General features: G+C 34.2%; 24 protein-coding genes. 8 read left to right on the top strand and 16 right to left on the bottom strand.

From position 1 onward, the window contains the following. Window positions 1-86 precede the first annotated feature (86 nt). From ABWU35_RS05010 to ABWU35_RS04990, 5 genes are all read left to right on the top strand, one after another. Window positions 87-365 (top strand): hypothetical protein, encoded by a 279-nt coding sequence (locus ABWU35_RS05010; protein WP_007302800.1) that lies wholly within the window; start codon window positions 87-89, stop codon window positions 363-365. 102 nt (window positions 366-467) lie between these two features. Further along, window positions 468-998 (top strand): head-tail connector protein, encoded by a 531-nt coding sequence (locus tag ABWU35_RS05005; protein WP_007302801.1) that lies wholly within the window; start codon window positions 468-470, stop codon window positions 996-998. A gap of 282 nt (window positions 999-1,280) precedes the next feature. Continuing rightward, window positions 1,281-1,736, top strand: a complete 456-nt coding sequence (locus tag ABWU35_RS05000) for a DUF3168 domain-containing protein (protein ID WP_012481716.1) — start codon at window positions 1,281-1,283, stop codon at window positions 1,734-1,736. Continuing rightward, on the top strand, window positions 1,711-2,100 hold the full coding sequence (locus tag ABWU35_RS04995) for a phage tail tube protein (RefSeq protein WP_007302803.1): 390 nt from the start codon (window positions 1,711-1,713) through the stop codon (window positions 2,098-2,100). The genes ABWU35_RS05000 and ABWU35_RS04995 overlap by 26 nt, the downstream gene beginning before the upstream one ends. 58 nt (window positions 2,101-2,158) lie before the next feature. Then, window positions 2,159-2,893, top strand: a complete 735-nt coding sequence (locus ABWU35_RS04990; RefSeq protein WP_006013937.1) for a hypothetical protein — start codon at window positions 2,159-2,161, stop codon at window positions 2,891-2,893. Window positions 2,894-2,945: 52 nt separating this feature from the next. On the opposite strand, the gene ABWU35_RS04985 is transcribed toward ABWU35_RS04990, so the two are convergent. The 3 genes from ABWU35_RS04985 to ABWU35_RS04975 form a co-directional block, all read right to left on the bottom strand. After that, window positions 2,946-3,320 carry a holo-[acyl-carrier-protein] synthase gene (locus ABWU35_RS04985; protein WP_007302804.1) on the bottom strand — a complete coding sequence of 125 codons (375 nt, stop codon included), beginning with the start codon at window positions 3,318-3,320 and terminating at the stop codon, window positions 2,946-2,948. Then, entirely contained in the window at window positions 3,317-4,576 is a 1,260-nt protein-coding gene (gene proS, locus ABWU35_RS04980) for a proline--tRNA ligase (RefSeq protein ID WP_007302805.1), read from the bottom strand. The genes ABWU35_RS04985 and proS overlap by 4 nt, the downstream gene beginning before the upstream one ends. A 106-nt stretch (window positions 4,577-4,682) precedes the next feature. Then, a complete protein-coding gene (locus ABWU35_RS04975; RefSeq protein ID WP_264685455.1) occupies window positions 4,683-6,266 on the bottom strand; it encodes a hypothetical protein in 1,584 nt (527 codons plus the stop codon). Between the two features lie 318 nt (window positions 6,267-6,584). On the opposite strand from ABWU35_RS04975, the gene ABWU35_RS04970 reads away from it, so the two are divergent. Both ABWU35_RS04970 and dxr read left to right on the top strand, forming a co-directional pair. Further along, window positions 6,585-7,079, top strand: coding sequence for a hypothetical protein (locus tag ABWU35_RS04970; RefSeq protein ID WP_007302735.1), 495 nt, complete (start codon window positions 6,585-6,587; stop codon window positions 7,077-7,079). A gap of 27 nt (window positions 7,080-7,106) precedes the next feature. Next, entirely contained in the window at window positions 7,107-8,282 is a 1,176-nt protein-coding gene (gene dxr / locus ABWU35_RS04965) for a 1-deoxy-D-xylulose-5-phosphate reductoisomerase (protein ID WP_264685456.1), read from the top strand. Window positions 8,283-8,414: 132 nt separating this feature from the next. Here the strand turns inward: dxr and ABWU35_RS04960 are convergent, their stop codons facing one another. From ABWU35_RS04960 to ABWU35_RS04915, 10 genes are all read right to left on the bottom strand, one after another. Continuing rightward, window positions 8,415-8,771 carry a transposase gene (locus ABWU35_RS04960; protein ID WP_007301972.1) on the bottom strand — a complete coding sequence of 119 codons (357 nt, stop codon included), beginning with the start codon at window positions 8,769-8,771 and terminating at the stop codon, window positions 8,415-8,417. Then, the gene (locus ABWU35_RS04955) at window positions 8,731-8,913 is read right to left on the bottom strand and encodes a hypothetical protein (protein ID WP_038227351.1); all 183 of its coding nucleotides are present in this window, start codon (window positions 8,911-8,913) and stop codon (window positions 8,731-8,733) included. Before ABWU35_RS04955 ends, ABWU35_RS04960 begins: the two co-directional genes overlap by 41 nt. Continuing rightward, complete coding sequence (locus ABWU35_RS04950; RefSeq protein WP_019236989.1) at window positions 8,879-9,355, bottom strand: transposase; 477 nt, start codon at window positions 9,353-9,355, stop codon at window positions 8,879-8,881. The genes ABWU35_RS04955 and ABWU35_RS04950 overlap by 35 nt, the downstream gene beginning before the upstream one ends. Before the next feature lie 159 nt (window positions 9,356-9,514). Continuing rightward, window positions 9,515-10,411 carry an ankyrin repeat domain-containing protein gene (locus ABWU35_RS04945; RefSeq protein ID WP_019236312.1) on the bottom strand — a complete coding sequence of 299 codons (897 nt, stop codon included), beginning with the start codon at window positions 10,409-10,411 and terminating at the stop codon, window positions 9,515-9,517. A 68-nt stretch (window positions 10,412-10,479) separates the two neighbouring features. Further along, a complete protein-coding gene (pstB, locus tag ABWU35_RS04940) occupies window positions 10,480-11,238 on the bottom strand; it encodes a phosphate ABC transporter ATP-binding protein PstB (RefSeq protein ID WP_010401422.1) in 759 nt (252 codons plus the stop codon). Beyond that, entirely contained in the window at window positions 11,235-12,023 is a 789-nt protein-coding gene (gene dapB / locus ABWU35_RS04935; RefSeq protein ID WP_052264993.1) for a 4-hydroxy-tetrahydrodipicolinate reductase, read from the bottom strand. The genes pstB and dapB overlap by 4 nt, the downstream gene beginning before the upstream one ends. A 215-nt stretch (window positions 12,024-12,238) precedes the next feature. After that, complete coding sequence (locus ABWU35_RS04930; RefSeq protein ID WP_264685457.1) at window positions 12,239-13,891, bottom strand: hypothetical protein; 1,653 nt, start codon at window positions 13,889-13,891, stop codon at window positions 12,239-12,241. 126 nt (window positions 13,892-14,017) lie between these two features. Further along, window positions 14,018-14,815: a hypothetical protein gene (locus ABWU35_RS04925; RefSeq protein WP_265014461.1), complete on the bottom strand. Its 798-nt coding sequence runs from the start codon at window positions 14,813-14,815 to the stop codon at window positions 14,018-14,020. A 132-nt stretch (window positions 14,816-14,947) separates the two neighbouring features. Then, a complete protein-coding gene (locus ABWU35_RS04920) occupies window positions 14,948-15,649 on the bottom strand; it encodes a hypothetical protein (RefSeq protein WP_012481736.1) in 702 nt (233 codons plus the stop codon). A 74-nt stretch (window positions 15,650-15,723) separates the two neighbouring features. Beyond that, entirely contained in the window at window positions 15,724-16,887 is a 1,164-nt protein-coding gene (locus tag ABWU35_RS04915; protein WP_007302745.1) for a phage major capsid protein, read from the bottom strand. Between the two features lie 167 nt (window positions 16,888-17,054). Here ABWU35_RS04915 and ABWU35_RS04910 point away from each other — a divergent pair, with 167 nt between their 5' ends. Beyond that, a complete protein-coding gene (locus ABWU35_RS04910; protein WP_156220886.1) occupies window positions 17,055-17,207 on the top strand; it encodes a hypothetical protein in 153 nt (50 codons plus the stop codon). A gap of 431 nt (window positions 17,208-17,638) precedes the next feature. Here ABWU35_RS04910 and pyrF read toward each other — a convergent pair whose 3' ends face one another. From pyrF to ABWU35_RS04895, 3 genes are all read right to left on the bottom strand, one after another. Further along, window positions 17,639-18,319 (bottom strand): orotidine-5'-phosphate decarboxylase, encoded by a 681-nt coding sequence (pyrF, locus tag ABWU35_RS04905; protein WP_012481735.1) that lies wholly within the window; start codon window positions 18,317-18,319, stop codon window positions 17,639-17,641. Window positions 18,320-18,362: 43 nt separating this feature from the next. After that, window positions 18,363-19,529 (bottom strand): hypothetical protein, encoded by a 1,167-nt coding sequence (locus ABWU35_RS04900; RefSeq protein ID WP_012481734.1) that lies wholly within the window; start codon window positions 19,527-19,529, stop codon window positions 18,363-18,365. 137 nt (window positions 19,530-19,666) lie between these two features. Continuing rightward, a complete protein-coding gene (locus ABWU35_RS04895; protein ID WP_007302749.1) occupies window positions 19,667-21,778 on the bottom strand; it encodes a hypothetical protein in 2,112 nt (703 codons plus the stop codon). Window positions 21,779-21,793: the final 15 nt, after the last annotated feature.

Here is a 21,793-nt window from a genome sequence, read left to right as displayed (position 1 = left end):
TGTTTGCAGTATTGTAGTGCTAATTTTTTACTTCGGTAGTCTTTTTATTGTCATTATAATTACAAGAATAGTTGAGGCCAATTAATATGAAAACTTTTACGAAAAATTTTAAAGGTAAGGAAAGAAAGCTAGAAGAGTTCAATGAGAAAGTTGAAGACATATTAGCTGTAGCTCAAGATAAGTTTGCACATGAACTTGAAAACATCGCATATGAAAGTGTGCAGAAATTTCGCAGTCTACTTGCTAAAGAGCTAAACTTCACTTTCAATAACATTCATTCTCAGAATGTCAATCTACTAAAATCCGGCCTAAAAAAAGGAGAAACAGCGTTAATACGTTCTCTTCTCAATATACTTGTACGATAGAGTTGCTGCTGCAATTTAATATTAAGTGATAACTAAAATAAGTAAGATTTTTTATAGATAAGTCTTACTTATTTTAGCTATATATAGAAAAGGAGGGTTGTTATGTCAACAAGACTAAAGTATCCAATCATAAATATACAACGTAAGTCTAAGCCTAAATCTTTTCCAGTAACTTTAGGAGAGGTTAAATCTTTTTTACGAATTGAAAATGATCAAGATGATAAGTTGATTTCAAGTTTTATTTTTATGGCAACTGATTATGCTCAGTGGCATATGGAAAAGTCTCTAGTAAAGCAAACGTGGCAAGTTTCATATGAAGGTTATATACCTCGTAGAATCTATTTAAGCTATGGTCCTGTGAATAAAATAATATTGGCTACTGATAAGAATAGAAAACTTAGTTATTATTTTAGTGATATAGGAAGCTATATTGAATTTTTCAATTATTTGAACATAATAAGGGCTGATGTTGTATATGAAGCTGGTTATGATAGTGTTCCTGAGCAAATAAAGCTAGGTATTATACAGCATGTTTCTGCTCTCTATAAAAATCGTGAATCAGAAGTAAGTAGCCATTTATCTGAGGTAAAGAAGGTGTATTCTCCATTTCGCGAACCAAAGGTTGTTTTGTAGTTCCTGTTTGTCATTCAATAGCAGATACAACAGATGGTGTCATCCGAGTAGCCCCTTCGATGTCATCCCAGTACTGGGATCCAGTTTTTTCATGATCATCAAAACGTTGTATTTTAAAATAAAACGGCTACTTTTATGCTTACCAACTTAATAAAATTCCTGGATCCCAGTACTGGGATTACAAGAAAGAGCTACTGGAACGACATCATTATAAAGTGAACCAGTGTCTGGGGATGGGATGACATCTTCTTGACAGATAATGTTCGTGCAGTAAGCACTAGGATGATACCATCTGTTGTACCTGCAAATTGCAATCTTCGTAAACGTATCTGTGAGATGGAAAAAATTCAAATTATAAATGAGTTGTATGATAGTATTTATGCAGCATTAAAAGCAAACTCTGATTTAAAGAAATATGTTACTAACATCTATGATTACCTGCCTAAGCAGGTTACTATTCCTTATCTGAGATTGCGCATAGTAAATTATGTTAACCTGCATATGCTATCTAATTTTGCTACAAAAGTAAGATTTTCATGCGACATATATACTTATCATATAAGCAGCATGCTTGCTGCTATAAAGCATGTTGGCTTGGTGGTAAAGAGCATTAGTAGTGAGACCATTTTGGAAAGTAATTGTGTTATAAATCAGCATGATGAAGTTTTACATTCAACAATTAATTTTGATATTTTAATACAAGGAGGTAGCGATGAGCAAATTACAGCTGAAAATTAAAGGTCATGACAATAATTTTGTTGTGCTGAATAATATACGAAACTTAAGGTTTACTTTGCGTAATAACAAAGAGGAGATGAAAGATATTTCCTCTTTTGGCTGGAGAAAAGTGCTTGATTGTGCTGGAAGTAGAAAGATTACAATAAAAATTAATGGCATTTTAAATTCAGTATTGGCTGATGAATTATTGCGTAATTCTGCAATGTTAAACTCTAATAATGATTATGAGATTAGTTTTAATGCTAAGGAGAAGATAAAACTCAGGTGTTCGGTTGAATTGTATGAGAGATATTATGATCCTGCCACTTTTGACAGCTTCACTGTAGTTTTAGCCAGTGCTGAAGTTGTGAACACTTTTCATTAGTGTTAATTTAATTTTTTCATATACAATAATAATAAGTGGGAATAAATTAAAAAAAATTATGAATGATGAGGATCTTTTCGAAGAAGGCGATGATAATGTTGAAGAGAATAGCGATGACAGAAGAGAAAGGAATTTGAAGAATGAAAATCAGCTCGAAGAGCAATTTAAAGAGTATTTAAAACCTTTCGAGGATATTTTAAGTCAAATTGATGAAGGAGTTGATAATTTAGATAGTTACGAAAGGACTATGCAAGTAAAGCGAAGTATAGATAGGCTCATAGAAACCTTATATAGCCAAGCAGCATCTGAGGATATTGATGTAGAACTTGAAACCACAAAACACACTCGCGATAAATCAGAGTCCAAGAAAAGAGTTCTGGAAAAGAGAAAGAAACAACTGATGGAAGAGATCTTAAGTTTTCAACAACAAAAGGAGCTAATGAATAGTAGGGAAAAACATGAAGTAGCAAGTGATGGGGATGTTCAGAAGGCAAAAGCACGAGTGAAGTCTTCAATTAGGGGGGTGTTGTTTTCAGTTATTGCTCATAGAATGGATCCACGAAGGAGGGCAGGGGAAACTGCTGATGACAATGAAAAGCAAGCTCGTATGTACGGTAGAGAAGCAGTTGGTGGAGTTTTAGGTGGATTGTTCAAGGCGTTTTTAACTGCAGTTGCTGCTGTTGTGCGCGAAATTGCTAAACCACTTCAACATATGAATACACAAGAGACGTCTTTTGCAAAACAAGTTGAAGAAAGCAGAAACCAGGATTCACAGAAAGGTCGATCTGTGTAGGTCAAAGTATAATTTCAAAAAAATTTTTGAAATCATATGTACTAAACAATATCTACTCAACGCAAATTACAACAAACGCAGTAGCATAATCTTGATCATCACTTAGAGAAAGGTGTATCTTGTAGTCTTTCGAGATGAAATCCTTTGTGATAGCAAGATGTGGTTTTCCCCTGATATTACTGTATATTTCTATATCTTTCATTATAATTCCTTGGCTGAATCCAGTGCCTAGCGCTTTAACAAAAGCTTCCTTTGCAGCAAAGCGTTTAGCAAAATATTTTGCTCTTACTTCTTGGCTATTATATTTTTTGCTTATCTCTATTTCCTTCTTAGTATAGACTTTATTGAGAAATTTTTCCCCGTATTTTTGTGATATTCTCAATATTCTGGGTATATATACTATGTCAGTGCCAATACCGTATATCATTTTGCGCTAAAACGATTTATTGCTTCTTCAACTTGTATTTCCTCTACCTCTCCAGTTGCCCTATTTTTTACTTCAACTATATTTTCACTTACTGCTTTCTTTCCAATAATTATTTGCCATGGCAAGCCTATCAGATCCATTCTGGCAAATTTCACTCCTACACTTTCGTCTGTATCATCATAAAGCACTTCATCGCTTTTCAAAGCTTTGTATATTTTATCTGCAGCCTCCGTTACTTTTGTTTGTAAATTGATCAAACCAACTTTAAAAGGAGCTACTGCCTCTGGCCAGATAATTCCTTTATCATCATGGAAAGCTTCTATTATTGCGCCAACAAGCCTTGAAACTCCAATACCATACGAACCCATATGCATGTTAACATTTTTTCCATCTTGAGAAGTAACACTTGCCTTCATAGGTTTCGAATATTTATCACCAAAATAAAAAATATGCCCTATTTCAATACCCTTGCTAACATTTAACTGTTCTTGCGTTATAGGACAACTTTCAGGATCATGCATATCGTCTGCAACTGCATATATGCTCTTCAGGCTTTCAATATCTTCGCTTTCTAGTAATTCAAAAAGTTTATTGTCATAATATAGAGTGCTCTCACCGGTGTTTGCCAATATATGAAATTCATGACTTAAATTTCCTCCAATTGGTCCTGTATCTGCCCTCACTCCAATTGGAGTAAGCCCCATTCGTTTGAAGATTTTTATGTAAGTTTTATACATCAAATTATATGAATTCAGTGCACCTTCGTAATCTACATCAAAACTGTATGCATCCTTCATCAGAAATTCCCTGCCTCTCATAACGCCATAACGAGGTCTTACTTCGTCACGAAACTTCCACTGAATTTGATATAAACAAAGTGGTAAATCTTTGTAACTTTTTACCGTATTTCTAATCAAATCAGTTACCACCTCCTCATGTGTTGGACCAAAAAGCATATCGCTTTCATGCCTATCTTTAATACGTAGCATTTCTTTGCCGTAATCATCGTAACGTCCTGACTCTCGCCAAAGACTTGCTGGCTGCACACAAGGCATCAACACTTCAATTGCACCAATTTCATCTCTGATAATATTTTCAATATTTTTAAGTACCAAAAGACCAAGCGGCAGCCAAGAATAAATTCCAGATGCTGTCTGCTTGATTAAGCCCGCACGTAACAAATATTGATGAGAAATAATTTCAGCACCAGCCGGGGTTTCTTTTAAAGTTGGCAGGTAATATTGAGATAAACGCATTTGATAAATCTGATTGTACTAAGCAATCTTAGTACAATCAGGCCTTTAGGTAAACTTATTTTAAAAAGGAAGGAAAGTGTATGGTGCTTTTCTTGACATTTCCTTATTATTCAAATCTCTTTCGGATTTCCTGAACAGAAACAGTAGACGATTCTTGCATCTCACTACTTGCTAGCTCCACAGTATTTGTTTTTGTTGGAGAAGAAGCTTCAGATTTCGTTTTTGAATTAACAGGCTTAGGCGATATCGGTGGCTTCTCTGCCTTTAGTGTAGAACGTGGTGGAGTTGTGGATTTAGGTTTTACATTATCATCAGATTCATGACCACTGTCAGAACTATCCCTTCTTTTTTTATTGTCTAGTTGAGGGTTTAGAGGTGTTGAATATGTACTTTCATTATCGCTCCAATCTTGTTCATACTCTTCACTACTGCTACTCGATACACTACTACTACGACTCCGTGGTGGTGGGATCATATCTGACATTTTATTGAATGCCCCGTCCAGGTTACTTGGCTGTTGTACGTTGCTCCCTTGCTTTCCATGAAGGCCTGCCCTTCGTTTCAGAAGTACTTTATTCAAATCAGCCATAAGATCTTCTTTTTTTTCTTGTTGCCCACCTCCTTTATTGCTTGACTTCTTTGCTTCCTGTTCTTTTAACCTCTTCTTCTCAATCTTGTCACGCTCTTCCTTGCTCATGAGTTTTTTTCCTTTTTTTATTTCTGCAAACAAAGCATAAGTTTCGTTATGACCCCCAGGTTTACCTGCAAAAGAATCAGTTTTCTTTAGTGTCTTACTCTTCATCTCTGCAAACATATCAGCATCCGTTGCAGGCCCAGAAGGGAAATTATTCCCTAAAGATGGAGGAGGAGGAGGTGGTGGTGGCGGTGCACTGGGTGTTCCAGACATTACTGGAAATGATGATGTAGGAGTATTGCTATGTTCAAGTTCTTTTGCTTTCTGTAAATCTTGTGATTGTTTTCTACCAGGATCAACTCCTTTCTCGCTGTTTATTGCAGAAAGGTGTGAATTGATAAGATATGCAGCTAAGCTCAACATAACCGATGCAGAAACAAAAGCAATAACTGCAGAAGAAACTGGCACTGCAGCACTACTTAATACTGCTGAAATGATAAAATACGTGCATACTCCAGCTACAGGACCGGATGTACACAATAACAAAATAGCAATTGAATATTTTAAGGCAGTTGCCTTTTTTTGTTCTGCTACAGATGACTTTTGATTTTCACTATCAGAGTGTACACCATTATGTTGTTCAGTCATAGGTTTTTTCGGCACACCCTGTTTAGTATTGCTTCTATCATTTTTAGTTTTGTCACTCGCATTATCTTCTTCTTTTGACTGAGCGCTATTTCTGGTTTCTGGATTCTTAACATGAATACTATTCTTGCTTCCTTCATCTGCATTTTTGCTATCCACATTATTTTTTTCTTGTATTTTCTTAAATAGTGGATTTTCTGCAAAATTAAGAGATGATTGTTGAACAGGACTCTTAGATTGATCTCTTCTTGGCTTATTGCCACTGCTGCTTTTTTCTGCAGTAACACTAGGAGATTTTCCATCTTTATCGTTATTTTTCGCTGGCTTCCGATTTTTTTCCCAATTTGCAGGTGGTGGAGGTGGGGGTGGTGGCGGAGCTGATGATGGTGTGTTATTATTATTAGTAAGCATTTTTCTTCCTCATTATTAATATTATATTAATAATAATTAAATTATTAGTATCTGTCAATAATTTATGAGTAAGTTAATATTAAGATAATAAAATAAAAAGGAAAGAGAGAGGAGCAGTCTTCTAAGAAGAAATAGAAGCTGTCTTAAACCTCAAGTCATCACTTTGTTACCACAGCACATCATCGATGTTTTGGTATAGAGTAATCAGAATCATAAAAATAGCTGAGTATCAGCTATTTTTAGATAACCTCTCTTAAACAATTGATATTTTACAGTGTTTTTGGTAAAATAATAGCTTAAGGCTTAGAATAAAAGTTTATGAGTGAAGCACAAGGTCCAAATATTGCAGAATGGCAGGCACAGCAGCAACACCAGGAAGCCGCTAGTGAGAAAAGTGGTTTCGGTCTTGGTCATAGTGACTCTGTTGCAACAATTGTGGATGGAATGAAGTGGATGTTCAACTTTCATGAAGGAGCAATTGCTGCTTATAATAATGTGTTTGAAGGTTTGGTAAGTGGTAGCAGTCTAGTAACGTTATTTGGGAAATCAGGTAATATGTTTGGCATAAAATTTCTTGAAAGTCTTGCTGAATATTTTTCAGGTGGAGGTGGAGAAGATATGCCATCAGAAGGAATGGGTATGGACTACGGTGATGAGGGGCATCATCCGGATGATTATCCCCACGCTAGCAATGAAATGGCTCATAGTGCTGATGGTTTGCATGATATGCATGATGCAGGTGATCATCATGGCCAATCTTTTTCACCTGGTCCTTCACCATCTGTTGGTGATGATCATGAGCTTGGTTACTAAATAACTAAGAAGATTTTATTGTAATTAGTGAAAAAAGTTTCAGTTTTAGGATCAACAGGAAGCATTGGAAAAAAGACTGTAGATTTGCTCTTAAAGAGAAAGGAAGAATATCAGGTGGAAGCACTAAGTGCCAATTCTAACTTTGCTCTGCTAGCACAACAGGCAAATCTACTTAATGCAAAATATGCTGCCATTTCTGATGAAAGGTTCTACAAAGATTTAAAAGAAGATCTACTTGGTACAAACGTCAAAGTAGAAGTTGGTGCTCCAGGTCTAGCAAATGTTGCTTCTCTACACGTTGATCTCTCAGTTATTGCAATAGTTGGCATCGCAGGCCTTGAGCCAGTTATAAAGGTTATAGAAAGCGGTACTAAAGTTATTGCTCTAGCAAACAAAGAGAGTATTGTTTGCGGTGGTAAGTTACTACTTAAAAAAGCTAAAGAAAGGAGCGTACAAATAATTCCCATCGACTCTGAACACAACGCAATTTTTCAAGTTTTGCAAAATGATGATAAATGTGTAGAAAAGATTATACTCACTGCCTCTGGTGGACCATTTTTAAATTATAGCCTTGAACAATTAAGAAATATCACAGTAAATCAGGCACTAAGTCACCCTACTTGGAAAATGGGAAAGAAAATATCAGTTGATAGTGCAACAATGATGAATAAAGCACTAGAAATAATAGAAGCACATCATTTGTTTAAAATTAGCCCAAATAGAATTGAAGCAGTAGTGCATCCTGAATCGATAGTACATGGAGTTGTAGTTTACCAGGATGGGTTTAGCTTTGCTGTGCTTGCAGAAACTGATATGGAAATTTCCATTGCATATGCTTTGTCTTGGCCAGAAAGATCAACTTTGAACTACAAGTTAGACTTAACAAAACAAAAAAAATTGACCTTTCAAGAACCAGACCACAAATGTTTTTCTTCACTAAAGCTAAGCATGGAAGTGTTAAATTCTTCTTCTCCACATACAAATAGTATTGTTTTGAACGCTGCAAATGAGATAGCTGTTAACGAATTTTTGAAGTCACGAATCGGCTTTTTAGAAGTAGTAGAGGTAGTAAAATCAACAATAGAAAACTTTGACAAGTACTCTGATATTAACTCACTATCCGACATAATAAGTGTCGATTTTGAAAGCCGTATTATTGCTAACAAAATTATTGAAAATAAAGGTATCCGTTCAGCAGAGTGATAAAATAAGGTAGACGAGAAAAGACAACTAAATGGTCAAGTAGACCCATTTCATACTCCTGTCATCCTAGTAGCTGACACTGGGATGGCTTTGTTGCACAGCTCTTCGGATAGTGGGTAATGTATAATAAATTCATGAAGCTATATCAAACTTAGCCATGCCTATTTCAGTAAATTTGTTAAGCAAATAACACTTGAGTAGCAGTTCCTTCTCACGATTAATCTCAGATTTATTCCTAAAACTAAATCCAAATATTTGCTTCAGTCGCGAGAAAAAACTTTCTATATAAGATCTCTTCCAATAATTTATCTCTTTTTTCCACCTCTTCATACCATCTTCATCATATGACTTTATGAGCTTGATTGTAGAATTTCTCTCATTCATATAATCCAACTTTGGATGCTCTACTGCATTATTTTGCGGAGGAATCCTTGTCTTTATGTCAAGCTCATCGCACAGTTTGTATAACTTCTTTCGATCTATCTGCATATATCGTGCTTATGTTATACTTGGTATCCACTCTTTCAATAAGATCACAGGCTCCATAGTGGTCGGAATAAACTCCACTACTGTATTTTGCAGCTATAACTTTTTTACTACCTATCTCTAGCATTACATCTTGTTTGCTCATAGCGGCGATACTTTCTATCTGTACCATTTGCCTTACTATGGCCTGGAATATTATTGTAGATGCTGATACCTGTACTATCTATAGCAATTTCAATATCTTCCATATCGTTCTTATCAACTCTGCAGTCGTTGATTTTGATATTAAGCTTTTTAAACCTTCTTGAAGCCTGCGAATAGCTGATAATTTGCAAAATTTTCCCTATTTGCTCAAGATATTTCTCTATAAATCCCACTGTTTGCCTAAGACCAATCCTGAATAGATAGGTTATTATGTGAATTAGAATCACTACTTTGTCGCTGTAGACATTGTTGCCACCTGCTACTTTTGGACTATTTTCGTACCAATTTTCAATGGCATCGTTGATATAATGAAAAACATTTCCCCTTTCTTGAAGAAATTTGTTATATTCATTGCAGTTACTGACTTTCATTCTTATTGGCATATTTTTCCTTTGTCGGCTAAATATCTATTTTATAACAAATTCCATCAGTAACTGCCTGTTCTTTCCTTGAGTGGTGCAACAAAGCCCACTGGGATCCAGAAAAATTTACAAGTAAACTGAGCTTATGCTAAATTCAATGAGATTAAATGAAAACCAGCATCAAGTGCTGGAATGACACCTTACCTGAACAGATAAATCACTAGCACGTTCGTTCACAATAACTTGAGAGAAGCTTACATCATTAATAACTGTATTTGCTCTATACAGAAAACCACATCCTATTGCAAAAAAAAGCAACGAAGTTGCAGCAAGTGGAACTGGGTTGTCAACTACGAAACATAGACCAACAGCAAATACTCCAGATAACAAAAAAGCACAAGCATAATTAGTTTGTTTCCTTTTTTGAGCGACTGCTTCTATCTTTAGGAATTCTGGTTCTATTGCTTTCTTGACATGTCCTGCAATACAATTTCTTGGACTTTTGTTTTCATAGTTTTTAATATTAGGTTTGATATTTGGATGTGTAAGTAATATTTCTATCATGTTTACATTTCCCAACTTGCAAGCAATGTGTAGAGCTGTATTTTTTTCCTTCTTGCCGGTCTTAATTTCCTCCTCTGCACGAGCATAATTTTGAGGTATAAATCCTTCATTAACAGGTTGTGAATTGTCAAGGTATATGCAGCGAAGATATGGACTCCTATCTACTACTTCTCTCTCCTCAAATTCGTAAACTGGATAACCATCATGTTCCTTTGGTCTTCTCTCCATAACAGCTTGCTTGCTTTTAATATTTACATCAATTTTTTTATGCTGTACAAGCAACTTAGCCATAAGCTCTAAATATTGATGTTCCTCGTTATTACTAGTAACAAAAGCTGAAATAATGCACATCAAAGGTGTCATCCCATCCTCAAAAGCGTTAACATTCGCTCCTTCTTTCAATGCTTGTTGAAAATGATTCCAAGCTTCCTCAGGTGTTATTCTTTCACCACTAGCATTTTGAAATTCAATAGCTTTAAACAACTTTTTTGTTGCTTCACTTGTACTAAACATTTTAACCCCCTATCACAATAAACTTGATAAAATTATACATAGAAAAAATTAAAATATCAATTATTAAGCTAATGATCCAGAATATACTCCTTCGTTAAAGGAGACTGAGCATTTTCAAAGATTTCTTGAGTACTTCCGAATTCAACAATCTTGCCATTGCAAAAGAAAACTATGCTGTCAGATAATTTTTTAGCTTGCTTCATCGAATGAGTTACCATAATTATGGTGAACCTCAATTTCAATTCTTGTATAAGATTTTCGATTGCATTGGTTGCCATTGGATCAAGAGCAGAGCATGGTTCATCCATTAATAAAATAGTTGGCTTTACTGCAATTGCACGAGCAATGCATAATCTTTGTTGCTGGCCACCAGATAAATTTAGTGCACTATCTTGCAATCTATCTTTCAACTCTTCCCATAAACCAACCTTAGTTAAACTACTTTCTACTATTTCATCTAATTTTTGCTTATTTTTCACCATGCCATGCAATTTAGGCCCATAAGCAACATTATCATATATTGACTTTGGAAAAGGATTGGGTTTTTGAAATACCATACCAACTTTTGCTCTGAGCAATACAACATCCATATCACGTGAATATATATTACCCAGCCCATCGATTACCAGTTCACCAGTCGCTCTACATCCAGGTACGTAATCATTCATACGATTGAAACAACGCAAAAATGTCGATTTACCGCACCCAGAAGGTCCGATAAAAGTTGTGACTTTCTTTTTGCAAATATTCAAATTTATATCGAATAAAACTTGTTTAGAGCCATACCAAAGATTTAAATTTTTAACGAAAGCGTATTTATCGCTCATACTAAATCCTGCATTGAATAAAGTCCTGGAGTTTTATTCTCGCACAACCATATTGCTGCTTGAACCGCCCCTCTAGCAAACGTTGTACGATCAATTGCCTTGTGATTTAATTCTACTCGTTCATCGGAATTGACAAACATGACACTGTGATCTCCTATTACTCCACCTCCACGAGATACTGCAAAGCCTATTCCTCCTTTCCCTCTTATATTTGAATTATTATGTGAATATTGATTGAGCTCAAAATCCACTTTTGCAGCGTTAGCAACTGCTTTACCAAACTCTATAGCTGTTCCAGATGGTGAATCCTTTTTTAAATTGTGATGCATTTCCCAAATTTCAACGTCATACTCATTACCTAAAAGCTTGGCAGCTTCTTTTACCAATTTCAGCAACACATTAACTCCTATACTCATATTTGCTGACCATAATATTGGAACTTTAGCAGCATATTCTTTTAAATTTAGACCTTCTATTCCAGTTGTGCCACTAACTAGCGGTTTTTTAAATTTCACGGCCGCCTTAAGGCATTCTAGCATACATTCTTTAGTTGTAAAATCTATTACAACATCGGACGATTCAAATACCTCACTAATAGAACTTGTAATTTTGATTCCTAAATTGCAATTATTGCCTACAATAGGCCCAATATCTAAGCCTATATACTCACTGCCCAAGCGAGCAACAGCACCTGCTATTTCCACTTTGGTATTCGTAATTAATTCATTGAGTATTTTCTTACCCATTCTGCCTAAGCAGCCTATTACTCCAACTTTGATTTTCATAAAGCTTTTTCCACTATGTTAGGCTTTTTTTGAAGCTTTGTCATCTTTATAAGCTTAGCATATTTAGCCTTACACTGATAAAACTATAGCTATACATCGATGAATCTATTGAAAATTGATACGAAAAATTGTAATTAGTCAATTTTCTCCTATGGAGAAAACTTATAAAGAAAAAAAGAGCACCAAAGGAGGTGCTCTTTTGTGAAGGGTTTGTTTTAATAACCGTTTCCTACTTTGCTCGGATTAGAGATATAATGTATTTGTGCTTCTGGTTCTCCAGTTATTGAGCGAGGTTGTGCCTTTAACACATTACAAAGGTCCTCCTCTCGTGCATCATGAAAATCATCATCTAATTCCTTTTCTGCAAAATAAAACTTCTCTTGTTCATTATCCTCATTATTAACCTCTTGTTGTATTATCTTGTGACTAGCATCAGTATTATGCTCATCTTTTTCTTTATGTGCATTAACTAATAGAGATTTATTACAGTTAGCGTTCTTTGCTTCCAGACTAGTAGTTTCTGAACTTGGCACGCCATTATTTGTTGGCGCTTTAAAACTTTCAATAGAATCTATTACAACAAATGTTGAACCTTTCTTGAAGCCTAAGGACTTTTTCATTTGCCATACATGAAAAAGTTGGAGTTTATCTTTTTGTAGTATATTAATAATTAGAGATACGGAACCATCATCGTTATCTCTTTTACTAAAATTAATATTAAAATCGTTTTTATTGCAGTGTATTTTCATACGATATTTACCTTTGTTTCTTGGATGCTTATAATCCTCTAGATTTTGTTGAATATCATCTGCAAGACGTAGTTCTAAGTTTCCGTTAAAAATGTTGATAGTAGAAGATTCTCTTGTTACTGCCAATGGATCAATAGTTGTATTGTCACCCGCTTGTTGTGTCGTAATAGTAGGTGTTATAGATTCAAATGGCTGATTAGATATACTACCCACTTTAATCTCTGTTACATCATTCTCCAATCCTAACATTTTTTTCACATTCTCAATACTGTCTTGAACTAATATTTTATCGCTATCGATATACTTCCCATCTTTGTTCTTCTCTATTATCGATTCTACAATTAAATGTTTAGCAAACTCAGGAGAATTAATACTCCTACCAGTAATGCAATATTCTCCTTTATTACACTTTAGATATACAAGAAACTTAGGATGATATGCGTTCTTGGTTAAACTACTTTTATAATCCTTAATGTTTATACACTCTTCCAAATTTAACCAAAAGTTATTCCCTTCAAATTCAAGCCCACCTACTACTGATGTTTTTTTTGTTTTTAATGGCTTGTAATTTATCTTATTCACTTTAACGAACTCTTTGTTTTTACCTAAGCCTAATACACGTATCATTTCTAATGGATTACTTAATACAGAACCTTCATCAATTTGTTTCTTTACTGAAGTTATTGACACAGACTTCCTCTCACCACCTATACTTTTCTGTGAGAGATAAGGGCCGGTAATATGAAAATCTCCACTTTCACATCTTACAAATGCATGAAATTCATTATATTGACATGGATTCTTATGTTTCTCTTCAAGGATTGTATAATTTTTATTTATCATAGTTAATAGTAGTTCACCATCGATAACTTCAAGACAAACTTTGGGTCTATCTATCTGCTTTGGCAGTATTAGTTGATTACCATCTAGAGTTTTTGGCAACGTATTATTTTTATTTACATTCTCATCTAAAGGTCTCTTTGGTGATATATTTTTTTGAGCAGCATTTGCTTTACTGCTAAATAACCAATTCCAACCTGATAAAACTTTTTTTGCAATCCATGAAATTCCTGTACGATCAGCAATCCACTTAAAAAAGTTTTTTATTTTTTTTAACATGTCCACTCCTTAAATTAATAATTTAATTATTATATATAAAATTTAATTTGTCAATTTTCCCTATGGAGAAAACTTATAAAGAAAAAGAGCACCAAAGGAGGTGCTCTTTTGTGAAGGATTTGTTTACTAATTAATAATACCGCTTCCTACTTTGCTCGGATTAGAGGTACAATGTGTTTGTGCTTCTGGTACTCCAATTGTTGGACTTGGTTTTGTACCTTTTTCATCTTGTTGTGCCGTAGTAGGATTGAGATTATGCTGCTCCAACGCTGTACCTTCAAACGGCTGATTAGATATACTATCTACTTTAACATTTGTTACACCATTCTCCAATCCTAACATTTTTTTCACATGCTCAATATTGTCTTGAACTAATATTCTATCATCATCTATATAATTACCATCTTCTTTCTTCTTTAGTACTGATTTTACAATTACATATTCAGAAACGCCATAGTAATTATTACCACTACCAGTAATGCAATATTCTCCTTTATCACACCTTAAATATATAAGAAGCTGAGTCCAAGATTCGTCCTCGGTTAAACTATATTTATAATCCTTAACTTTTATAACCTTTTCTAAATTTAACAATAAGTCATTATCTTCATCAAGTTCAATATAACCTACTCCTTTAGGCTCATCATTTGATTTTTCTGGAAAATTTTCTGCTGGCTCGACGTTTATATCTGTTTTAGATACAGATTCTTCAGTCTCATTTTGCATAGGGGTGCTAACAATTGGAATTGTATTACTTTTATTTTTATTCTCACCTGAAGGTCTTTCTGGTGATGTATTTTCTTGAGTAGTATTTTTTTTACTACTCAACAGCCAATTCCAACCTGATGAAATTTTTCTTGCAATCCATGAAATTCCTGTACGATCAGCAATCCACTTAAAAAATTTTTTTATACTTTCCCACATACTTTACTACTTAAATTAATAATTTAATTATTATATATAAAGTTTAATTTGTCAATTTTCTCCTATAGAGAACGTATAAAGAAAAAAAGAGCACCAAAGAAGATGCTCCTTTTGAAGGGTTTATAGCAATTATTATGCACTAACACATAGACCATTACTAGCAGCTGGTGTTGTTGTAGAACTAGCAATTTCTGATTTAGGAACTATAATCGGATCTTTAGATATCTGAGTTATGGCAACGGTTGCTTGCTTTTCATTCAGACCTAAGATCTTCTTCATTGCGGCCAATTCGTCAGACGAAGTTTTATTATCCCCAGATACTACTGACTTTATATTCAAGAATACACCATTTTTCTCACCTTTAGGTTCATCACAAGTAATATGGAATACTTCTCCTTTTTCGGACTGGACGTGTTGAGTATATACTTTTAAACGATCAATAATATCAGTCCAATTAAGATCAGTATTACCACTAAGATCTATATCACCACAAAAAACTTTACTTGCATGTTTTATCTTTACAAATAGTTCCAGCGTTCCAGGTGTGTTTTCACAAATACCGGCAATAATAGGTAGTTTATCACGTTCCTTAGATTGCGTAATCTCAGCTCGACTGTCATCACCATTACTATGGATTGAATAATCTGCAGCTACTGGCTTCTCATGATTAACTGTATTATCCAAAGTTTTTGTTAATGTCTTGCTTGAAAACTTTCCTTGCTCTGATGATAGATTTTGTTTAGCATTACTTGGTTTACCACCAAACAACCACTTCCAGCCTGATGCAATTTTTTTTGCAATCGACTTAAAAAACTCTTTTATTTTTTCTAACATATTTTACTCCTTAAATTAACAATAATTTAATTATTACATAAAAAGTATAATATGTCAACTATTTCATAAAAATTTTAGTACTTGCTTGCAATTTTCAATAATTTAATAGCACTGGTGTTGACAACCTCCCCACCGACACGCTTAGTAACAAAAAATCTAACATAAGGTTTGTTTGTATAAGGGTCTCTCAATATTCTCATTCCTCTGTTATCCACGATCTTATAAGCTTGTTTGAAATCCGCTACTGCAATCATTGTAGGTGGCATATCAGCAGATTGATATACCGGTATTCCCATCAAAGTATCTGGAGTTTCAAGCGATAAACTCGGCTGCCAAAGATACTGACCTGTTTCAGATTTTAGTAGCCTCACGTCCTTTAACGTACTCCTGTTCATCAAAAATGATGCATTTTTAGAGTAATGTTCATTTAGAGAGTAGTACAATATCATTATGGCGTCGCTGTCTAGCTTATCAGCTTTAATTTGCTCTATCTTATTATGACCATTTCCATTTTCGTAAGTTAAAATTCCTTTAGGCTGAAAAGTGCCATCACCTTTAATGAAGGCTTCATTCTCTTTCTTACTGAAAGTTTCGGCAACCTTTTCTACAAGCCAACTTTCAACATTGACAAATGCATCATCGAGCAATTTTTGTGATATTTGCGGCTGAGCATAGAGCTCGTAAGTTGTGATGGAAATCTTTTGAATTTTAGGTGTACTTGTGTCTTTTGCAAAATCATATTTGGATTTATAGCCACCATCTTCATCTTCTACTGTTTCACCACTCCAACCTGCACCAGCACGGTCACAATCTTCTATAATATAATCCAGCGTTTCAGTAGAGATTCTTTGACTAGAACATATTTGCCGCATTGGAGATGAATCAGCTATACGCTTGTTTATCCGTTTTACAATGTGAGGAGTAACTAAATACCCTCCAATATCATTGTCATCTCCACTTAGGGTTTTGTGTGATAACCTGTTTTCCATTCCTTTGCGGATATAATCAGAAAAATATTTATCACCTGTATTAAAATCTGTGCTAATCTCTGGGCGTTGAGCTGAAGTTTCAATAAAATCTAAGCGCTCTTTGCAATTATCAATATTACTATTTATCTTGCATAGCTGCTCAGGTCCTTTGCTTTCGATTTCTTTTAGTTTGCGATCATTTATTAATTTAAATTGCTCCCATGATGAAGCAAGTTCATTAACACGGTGAGCGATATCAGTAAGTGACATAATAGCCTCCTTTAAAAATAAAATTAGAATAGTTATTGTAATTTGAAGGTAATCTTTATCAGTAATCTCAGCGTTGTCATGCAACCTGCATTCAGAAAAAAGACCGGTGAATGGCAGCTTAGTATAACTCAAACGCTTGTTTACAACCAGTGCTGGGAGGCGCCCTCATGGTAAACAACGTTCATACAACTGTGACGTATAATGCTCGTACCTGCCATTCACCGGTCTTTTTTCTGGATTCTAGCATTGGCTTCATGGTAGATACAAATGAACGTAAGCTGCTTGGTAACGGGAGAAAAATGATAATGATTACTTGTTGAAGTAAAAAAAACAGTGTAGCATTACACCACGCTAAGTATTATACTTAATTGTCAGTACTATACAGCATCCATTTTTTTGTGTCAAGCACTTTTTTTCACTGAGTAGGAGAATGTGCAAATAAAGTACGTAGCCGTATAAAGCTGGGATCCATTTTTCTATCATCACCAGAAACGTTGATTACTTTTATACCTGTAAATTTAACTGGATCCCAGTTTCAGGGCACTGGGATGACAGAAGAAAAAGGCCTGTATCGGCTACTTCGATGACACTCACAGCCCTGTCATTCCAGTGCGTGACGCTGGAATCCAGAAAAAAAAGAAAAATGGTCAAGCACTGACCCATTTAGTTATCTTTTCTCGTCTACCTTGTTTTGCCACCCTGCTGAACGGATACATACCGTTTGTTGCTTTTACTCTATATCTGCCCTGCTTCAATCAGTAAGGGATTTCAATATTAACTCTGCACTACTTGCGGGATTGCTACTCTCTGTAATGGGTCTGCCAATTACGATATAATCAGCTCCTGAATTTATTGCTTCTTTTGGTGTTGCTGTCCTTTTTTGATCATCATGACCTCGATTCATACGGATTCCTGGAGTAATAATTTTAAAGTCTTTACCACATTCTTGGCGCACTTCTTGAGCTTCTAGTGCAGAGCAAACTACTCCATGTAGTCCAATCTTTTTTGCAAGCTTTGCTAGCAAAATTACCTGTGATTTTGCCTCCCTTGCTACTCCGAGTTCACTCAGATCTTCATTGCCCATACTAGTTAGTACTGTTACTCCAATTAGCTTTATTTTCTTTCCTTGCACTATACTTAGTGCTTCTTTAAGCATTTTTGTTCCACCACTGATATGCAATGTTAGCATTTCAACATCTAGAGCTTTTATTGCTTCAACTGTTCTAGCTACAGTGTTTGGAATATCATACAATTTTAGATCTAAAAAAATTGGTACATTGCATTTTGCAACTTCTCTCACTCCAGAAGGACCATGTGCAGCAAAAAATTCTAACCCAAGTTTTACCATGCCAACCTTATCACGCAGACCATTAGCCCAAGATATGGCTTCATTCAAATCTTGTGTATCCAGTGCGCATATTATTGGGTTCATTATCTTGTATAATTTTTTTTATAATAAGAGTAATTGTTGCATTTTACAATCCATATTCAGGGATTGGTCCACTTGCAATGCTTTGTACAGACACTGAACACGATAATCTGGTCGGAGTGGGTGAACGACTGGCATATCCAAGATCTTCCTGTAAAGAATCAGACGTTTCCTCCGATGTTTTGGAACCTTTCATTGGCTTGAATTGCACAAGCTGCCCTAATATAAATTTTATTTTCTGAGTCTCCCCTAATATTATTTTTTTGCTATAATCTTTAATTGTTTCATTTTCTCTTATTGATTCTTCTATCTTATCTATCACATATTGAAGTTGTTTTATTTGACTGTCTCGCTCTAAAAGTGAATTTCTTAAATTTTTCACTTCGTTATTACAATCTTGTCTTATTCTGTCTAACTCAAAAGATTGATTTTTAATTAAACCGTCTGCTTTATCTAGCTCTTCAAATTTCCTTTTTAACTCTTGAGATAAGTTTTTATTTTTCTGATCAATTTCTTTAAATTTACATTGTAATTCATCTAATTTCACACAAAGTTCTTCTTTTCTTTTATGTAATTCTTCTTTTTTCATATACAGTATATCTTTCTCTTTACGTAATTTGTCTATTTCCTTAGATAACTCCTCTTTTTCTTTAGATAATTTCTCTACTTCCTTATATAATTCCTCATATTTATCATTGTCTATTTTTCTTTTCAATTCGATTATAAGTTTTTTCCTCTCAGTTAGATTAGCTTCTTTTTCCTGTAACTGTTTACACAAATATGAGATTTTATGGAGTAGTTCTTTTTCTTGTGCAGCAAGCTCATCTTTCTCCTTCGTTACTTTTTCTAATTCGTCTGTTATTCCAATTATATGGATCATTTTTGCTTCTAATTTCTCCTCCAAAGATTTTTTTTCTTTAAGAAAAGATTTCCTCTCAGTTTCTATTTTTTGACCAAATTTTCTTTCTTCCTCGTATAAATTGTGCTTTTCTTGAGTCAACTCACGCTCTTTGTGAGCAAATTTCTTCTCCACTTTACTAGTGTCAATAATTATTTTATACAAAATCATAAAAGCCAAAACAGATAATACAGCTAAAGCGAGAATTAAAGAACTAGGTACATTAATAAGCGCTAAAGATGTAAGTAACGTGAGAGTAGCCAGAGAACTAGCTATAAAATAAAATGTATTATATTTATTAAGTAAATTGCTCATCACCTATACACAAAACTGCAGCAGTCTTGTATATATTGATTAAAATTGTCTTACCTGTAGAGGAGAACACTTATCACAATTTTACCAGTGATAAACTTTAGTTGATATTCTAACTAAACTCAAAATGCAAGGTGGCATCAGACAGGAGTAGAACATCTAGGAGTAGAACATCTACTAGAATATCCAAAATCTTCTGAATATGAAGCTTCATCCAGCTCTTTATTTGGTAGTGCTGATAAATCTCCATTACTTATATCTGAAGGAGGAAGGCTATCATTAGTTTGTACAGATATTTCTTCAATTACTCCTTTTATTTCTTGATCACTGACTCCAACATTCTTGATTAATTCCTCCAATCTATTCAAAATCTCTAATACAGTTTCCTGCGATATAATCACTTTATCTCCTTCTCTTACATTCTCTTTGAACAAATATATCATGTTTTTTGCCAAATCTTGTGCTAAGCTCACACGATTCTGATGAACTAATGAAGATTGATCATTCAAATCTGAAATTTCTTCTTTTATAGAATGCTTCTCAAATAGTAACTCTTTGTACTTTTCATGTTGAATTTGACTTTCTTCCTCCAGATTGATGCTATAATTTTCCAACTCTTCACTGTTTTTTCTTTCTTTATTAAGAATTTTTTCTAACTCTTTAATCCTACTGAAATATTTAGTTTCTTTCTCTTCCGATTGCTTACTTAGTTCTTCTAAATCTACAGTTAGTTTAATCACTTCTTGAGTTTTTTCATTTAACTTTTCTTGTAATCGTTTTTTTTCTTCTTCTGAATTACATAATCTAGATTCTAAACTAAAAACTTCCCCCTTTTCTTCTTCCAACAGCACCTCTAACTCTGCTATTTTTTTCTTTTTCTCTTCTAAGTATATTTCCAATTCTGTTATTTTTTGACTTTCTAATTCGTGTGATTGACTTTCTAATCTCTGGATTTCACCATACTTACCATCCAACTCTTTTTGAGTATCATTCAATTTTTGTTTTAATCTTTTATTTTCATTCACTGCTACAGCCACACTGTACTCTAATTGCCTTATTTGATCCTTTAGTCTTTGTACTTTAACATCTAGACCTTCAGCAAATTCTTCTAAATCTTGCTTTTCTTGCACTAATTCAGCTTTTTCTTTACTTAACTTTTGTATCTCTTTTTGCGCTTTCCTTAACTTCTCCTCTAACTTTTCCTTCTCTACTTTTCTCCTTTCAAATTCACTCTCTACCGAATCACTTAGCTGCCCGAATTTTTGTGTTATTTCAGCCAAAACTTCATCTTTTTCCCTTACCTTTCCATTTAATTCCTCTACCTCTCTCATTTTTTGCTGTAATTGTTCTAATATAGTTTGATTATTTCCAGTTAATCTTGTATTTTCTTTTTCCAATTTATTAATTCTTTCGTTTAAGCTTTCATCTACAACTTGTGCAATTTTGTCTTGCATTTTAGTACTACCTATTTGAGCTTTTTTGATGCCACGCTCAATTTCTTGAGTTGTTTGAATGTTAATATTTCTATTACTATTTTCTATCACAATCTCAGATGATTTATGATTGCCTTTCTCCTTATTTCTAAATTTTATTTGATACAAGAATAAGTTACCTATTTTTACATCTTTATTTGCTTTCAATTGATCATCAGTAACACGATTACGCTCGATAAGTTCTATACCATTAGCATCAATATTAATTATAATAGTGCACTTTTTTCCGTCCTCATCACACCAATTCAGAGTCATTTCGTATGCACCATCAGTTACAACATAGTGCCTTATTCCTTCTTCAGAAACAAAACCGTGCATTCCATTTTTTCCATTGCTATGCAGAGTTGAAAACCCTGAAATTCCATTATCTTGACAGAAATTACTATTCAAAAACTCACTGACTTTGAATTTGTTTTTATTAGCTCCCAATTTAACTTCTGCACAACTACCATATATTGACACTGTTTCAACACCATTTGCAATATACCCATTCAATACTTTTTTAGCCTCATCTTGAAGCTCTGGTCTCGCCTCCTTTACATTATTGAAATCTTGGATAACGGCTTTATACAATTCATCTTCATTAAAATTGGCATTGTATTTTATTAAAAAAGATAATATGTGAAGACTAGCTACAGCAGTGTGAATTGATTTATTCTTTTCTTTTATCTTACCGAGCAAAAACAAAAACCTTTGAATGAAGTCATGATAATCATCTTTTTGCTCTTCAATTTTATTATTATATGAATTACCAATCATTATTACCTCACAACT

This window comes from Wolbachia endosymbiont (group B) of Xylocampa areola (assembly GCF_964028205.1).
GTDB lineage: Bacteria > Pseudomonadota > Alphaproteobacteria > Rickettsiales > Anaplasmataceae > Wolbachia.
This window is presented reverse-complemented; position numbering and strand designations above follow the sequence as displayed.